The organism is Streptococcus sp. GMD6S, assembly GCF_000297015.1.
The window spans coordinates 1-4,218 of the sequence record NZ_AJRH01000083.1; the positions used below are offsets into that span (position 1 = coordinate 1).

Genomic DNA, 4,218 nt, shown 5'->3' on the forward strand with positions numbered 1-4,218 from the left:
TTCAAATGACACCTGAGAATTTCCAGGGAAACTAACACTGATATTGAAAGTTTTTTGTTCTTCAGTATAACCCAAATTAAAGAAATTAAATGCATTGTCATTTGTAAAAGTCTTTTTTTCACCGTTGACAATGATGTCAACTTTCTTTTGTTTATCATTCGTAAAATGAAGATTTGAAAAAGAGAGATAGACTTGGCTATTTTGAGGAACCTCAATTTGATAATCAATCTTTGCATCTTCATTCGCAGAACCTGTGATGCTCGTTAAACCATCTGAAGTATCTGTTTTATCAGATGCTATTTGGGAGAAGTAATCTAAGTTGAGATTAGCAAGCTGGTTTATAAATAAAGCCTGATTATCTAAAGTGTGATTGTTAAAGTTTACATCTTTGTAAATAGATTGAGTGGCAAAGGCAATGGGTAAAGAGAGTTGATTTTTATATAAGGTTAAATGATCCTTTTGATAAATCTCTTGAAAGCCATACTTATCAAGTGAAGTTTCAGAAATATTGTACTGGATTCCAAATAAACTGTCTGCTAAAAGACTGTTATTTACATAACGGAGATTGAGGTTGGTTCCAGAGGATTTGAATCCCAGTTTATCCAAACTAGTGCTAGCTGAGCGATTTCGTACAGACGAAAATTGAGAGATTCCATTGTAGTTAAATTTCATACTGTCATTCCCAGTCTGAATTTGCAGTTTTTCAGTACGTGTAAATGGATTGTCAATTTGGTTTAGAATGGATTCCATAGCAGTGATATCTCTATTATAGGCGCTACGAGAAGCAAAGGCCCATTCTTTAGCTATTCCTTCTATTTGAGATGAAGCATTTAAGCTTATCTCAACTGTTATAAATAAAGACAAAAGAATTGCAAATAGATTTACAGAGATAAATTTTCTAATGACTGCAAGAAGTAAAAGAGCATAAACTAGTAGAAATTCAAGAGTGAGTAGGATATTCAAATCAGTTAAAAAAGAATAGTGTGATTTAAAATAGACAGTGGCCAAAAATCCTGTTAGTACAAGAAAAAGTGAGACAAATAGATTCCATAGCTTCAGTTCTTTCAGACGATTTAAGACTTCTGCTGCAGTATAAATTAACAGAGTGGAAAAAATCCAAGCATAGCGATGCAAAAACATATTCGGGGTATGCATCCCTTGCCAAAATAAATCAAGTGCCTCTATGTAAAAGCCTGTTATTAAAAAAGTAAAAAAAATTGCATAGATAAGTTTCACGTGAAACCTTATGGATTTTATTGTGAAAAATAGAATGGTTAAAATAAAAGGAAGCAATCCAACAAAAATCATTGGTATGGATCCATACTTAGTTGTATCAAAAGATCCAATGAATTGTTTTGCGAAAATATCTAGATACCAGCTACTTTCTGTTTTTAATTTTGTGATGGCAGTTAACTTCTCCCCATGAGTTTGTAAATCAAACAGTGTAGGAAGGGTCATAATCAAACTAGCCATTCCTGCTAAAAAGGAAGTGATAATAAAATCTATAAAAGATGATTTTCGAGTTTTAAAGTCCCAAGAAATTTGGCAGAGATACCAGAAAATAAGAAACAATGCTGTCATATACCCAAAATAATAATTTTGAATAAATAAGATTGACAAACTTGTAAAGTATAGTAGGCGCTTCTTTTGTGTTATAAGTAGGTGTAAACCAGTTATAATTAAAGGAATCAAGATAAAAACATCTAGCCAGGTTTTAATCTCTAACTGACTGACAGTGAAGCTCATTAAAGCATAGGAAGTAGATAAGGCAAGTTTTAAAAATTTTGGGATATCTTTAAATAATCTATTTAGACTAAAGAAGGTTGATAGACCAATAAATCCAAATTTTAATAGAGTGGTCAGATAAACAGCATCTGGCATATTCGACAGATTAAAAAAGTAAACCAGAGGTGAGAGAAAACTACCCAAGTAATAACTAGATAGAGCATAGAAATTCAGTCCGAGGCCACTTGTAAAGGTGTAAAACAAACTACCATTTCCATGTAAAATATTTCGTAAAGCCACATCAAAAATAACGTATTGATGGAAACCGTCTCCTAATAGTGGAGATATATCGCTATTCCAGTAGATACCTTGAGTTAGGTATACTCCAGTCATAATTACTAAAGGAATGATGAAGGAAACAAAATAGGTCCAATATGTTTTAAAAAATGATTTCATGTTACCTCGTAGAATGATAGAAAACTCAGTTGGTTACCCCAACTGAGTTTTGAAGTCTTATTTAATCTTTCCAAAGTTCTTTAACTTTTGCTTGTACTTCTGCATTTTCTAGGAATTCATCATAGGTTTCATCGATACGATCAATGACGCCATTCTTAGACAAAACAATAATATGGTTTGCTAAAGTTTGAATGAACTCGTGATCATGACTAGCAAAGATGATTGATTCTTTAAAGTTTTTCAATCCATCGTTCAAGCTTGAGATAGATTCCAAGTCCAAGTGATTTGTTGGATCATCAAGTACAAGGACATTTGATTTCAAGAGCATGAGTTTTGAAAGCATGACACGTACTTTTTCTCCCCCTGACAAGACGTTTACAGTTTTGTTAACCTCATCTCCAGAAAAGAGCATACGACCAAGGAAACCACGTAGGAAGGTATTGTCATCTTCTTCTTTACTTGCAAATTGACGCAGCCAGTCAAGGATTGACTCTCCTCCTGCAAAATCAGCCGAGTTGTCTTTTGGCAAGTAAGAACGGCTAGTAGTAACTCCCCACTTGACAGTTCCTTCATAGTCGATGTCACCCATAATTGCACGAATTAATGCAGTCGTTTGGATGTCATTTTGTCCAATAAGAGCTGTCTTATCACCTGGACGCAAGATGAAACTAATATTGTCTAGGATAGTTTCGCCATCAATCTTTACAGTTAGATTTTCTACTGTCAAGAGATCATTACCAATCTCACGTTCTGCTTTAAAGTTGATAAATGGGTATTTACGACTAGAAGGAACAATCTCTTCTAATTCAATCTTGTCAAGCATTTTTTTACGAGACGTTGCTTGTCTTGACTTAGAAGCGTTGGCAGAGAAGCGAGCAACGAATTCTTGCAATTGCTTAATTTTTTCTTCTGCCTTGGCATTACGGTCTGCTAGCAATTTAGCAGCAAGCTCAGAAGATTCCTTCCAAAAGTCGTAGTTTCCGACATAGAGTTTGATTTTTCCAAAGTCAAGGTCGGCCATATGAGTACATACTTTGTTTAAGAAGTGACGGTCATGGGATACAACGATAACGGTGTTATCAAAGTCAATCAAGAAGTCTTCTAGCCAAGTAATCGATTGGATATCTAAACCATTGGTTGGCTCGTCCAAAAGAAGAACATCAGGTTTACCAAATAAGGCTTTAGCAAGGAGAACCTTCACTTTTTCACCATTAGACAATTCGCTCATGTTTTGATAGTGCAATTCTTCTGGAATGTTTAGGTTTTGAAGTAATTGAGATGCTTCACTTTCTGATTCCCAACCTCCAAGTTCAGCAAATTCACCTTCAAGTTCAGCTGCACGAACACCATCTTCATCGGAAAAATCTTCCTTCATGTAAATGGCATCTTTTTCTTTCATGATGTTGTAAAGTTTTTCATTTCCCATAATGACGACATCAATAACTCGCTCATCTTCATAGTCAAAATGATTTTGACGGAGAACAGAGAGACGTTCATCTGGACCAAGAGAGATGTGACCAGTTGTTGGCTCGATATCACCAGCTAAGATTTTTAAGAATGTAGACTTCCCAGCACCATTAGCACCAATTAATCCGTATGTATTTCCTTCTGTAAATTTGATATTGACATCATCAAAAAGTTTGCGATCACTAAAACGTAGTGAAACATCAGATACTGTAAGCAATGTTTTTCTCCTATAATATGTAATATATTTATTCTACTAGAAAAGAGAGAAATATTCAAATTTTTGTTTGTCAATTTTGTGTCAATTAAGTTTACAGGTTTATTTACAATGAGTTAGTTGTTTGATTTTAATAATTTTCTGTTATTTTAACAAAAAAATGCTATAATTGAAGAGACCATTTCGAAGGAGAAAAAAATGACAAAACCCATTATTTTAACAGGAGATCGCCCAACAGGAAAACTGCATATTGGACATTATGTTGGGAGCCTTAGAAACAGAGTATTACTTCAGGAAGAAGACAAGTATGAGATGTTTGTTTTTTTGGCGGACCAACAAGCATTGACAGATCACGC

The 4,218-nt window shown here is 34.3% G+C and carries 2 protein-coding genes and 1 pseudogene; 1 reads left to right on the forward strand and 2 read right to left on the reverse strand.

Annotation, left to right across the window (positions count from 1 at the left end; all coding sequences use genetic code 11):
• Both GMD6S_RS08400 and GMD6S_RS08405 read right to left on the reverse strand, forming a co-directional pair.
• Positions 1–2,181: YfhO family protein (locus GMD6S_RS08400; protein WP_000834498.1), on the reverse strand; the 2,181-nt coding region annotated here is incomplete at its 3' end.
• A gap of 61 nt (positions 2,182–2,242) precedes the next feature.
• Positions 2,243–3,865 (reverse strand): ATP-binding cassette domain-containing protein, encoded by a 1,623-nt coding sequence (locus tag GMD6S_RS08405; protein ID WP_000958796.1) that lies wholly within the window; start codon positions 3,863–3,865, stop codon positions 2,243–2,245.
• A 195-nt stretch (positions 3,866–4,060) separates the two neighbouring features.
• On the opposite strand from GMD6S_RS08405, the pseudogene GMD6S_RS12320 reads away from it, so the two are divergent.
• Positions 4,061–4,218: pseudogene (locus GMD6S_RS12320) on the forward strand (tryptophan--tRNA ligase); the annotation flags it as partial.